The sequence below is a fragment of the Thiolapillus sp. genome (assembly GCF_048562965.1).
GTDB classification, from domain to species: domain Bacteria; phylum Pseudomonadota; class Gammaproteobacteria; order Chromatiales; family Chromatiaceae; genus Thiolapillus; species Thiolapillus brandeum_A.
In genome coordinates this window covers 1-932 of record NZ_JBHNMF010001068.1, presented here as the reverse complement: position 1 = coordinate 932, position 932 = coordinate 1, and the positions used below count along the sequence as shown (strand labels likewise).

At 49.4% G+C, this 932-nt stretch carries 1 pseudogene; it reads left to right on the top strand.

From position 1 onward, the window contains the following. Window positions 1–932: pseudogene (locus ACOCD2_RS22320) on the top strand (hypothetical protein); the annotation flags it as partial.

The following is a 932-nucleotide window of genomic DNA, read 5'->3' as shown; positions in this document are numbered from 1 at the left end:
GAACGGTTAAGCTCTCCCGCCAGCAAGGGCATTCCTTTCGCTGTCCCCCAAGTCTATATCTCCCGGCAAGGTGAACTGGCGCTTGCAGAAAAGGGGCTGTTTCTGGAGTTGGGCAACTGGAAACTTCTGGATTATCCAGCAACTCTTTCAGAACATGAGTTTGATCCCACATCACAAAGCCAGGCATTCAAGCTGGACGTTAAAAGCAACAAAGTAACGTATGAAGTCTTGAATGAAGCTCAGCGTGTAGAGCAATTATTAGGGCTGGATACCCCTTGGGATGAGCGGGTTTTAGCTCGTTGGCTGGATCGTCACTGTCGTATCAAGGATGTGCCGCAACCGGCCTTGCTGGAATTTGTCCGTCGCGTTGTAGCTGATCAACTGCATCACAAAGGGGTCGAACTGGGCGTTTTGGTTCAAGCCAAGTACCGTTTGGCAAAGGCGCTGGTGGATAAAATCGACCAATACCGCGAACAAGCCCGTAAGAAGGGTTATCAATCCAGCCTGTTCGCCTCTGATGCTCGCCCGGAAGTGAGCTTCGAATATGCCTTTGCTTTTCCCAAAGATCAGTATCCAGCCACTTTCTTCTATCGGGGCAGCTATCAATTCAAAAAGCACTATTACGGCAATCATCGAATTGGCGAAATGAAAAACAAGGGTGAAGAATTCGAGTGCGCCCGCGCCATCGACATGAATCCCAATGTCAAATTCTGGGTGCGTAACCTGGAAAGCCGACCAAAGACCTCGTTTCGCCTGCCCTTGGCCGATGGCTGGTTTTATCCTGACTTTGTGGCGTTACTGGATGACGGACGGATATTCGTCATTGAGTATAAAGGGGAGCATCTGGAAACCAATGAGGATACTCAGGAAAAGGCCAATATTGGTGAGTTATGGGAAGAAAAAAGCGGAGGCAAGGGGTTGTTTTTGATGGC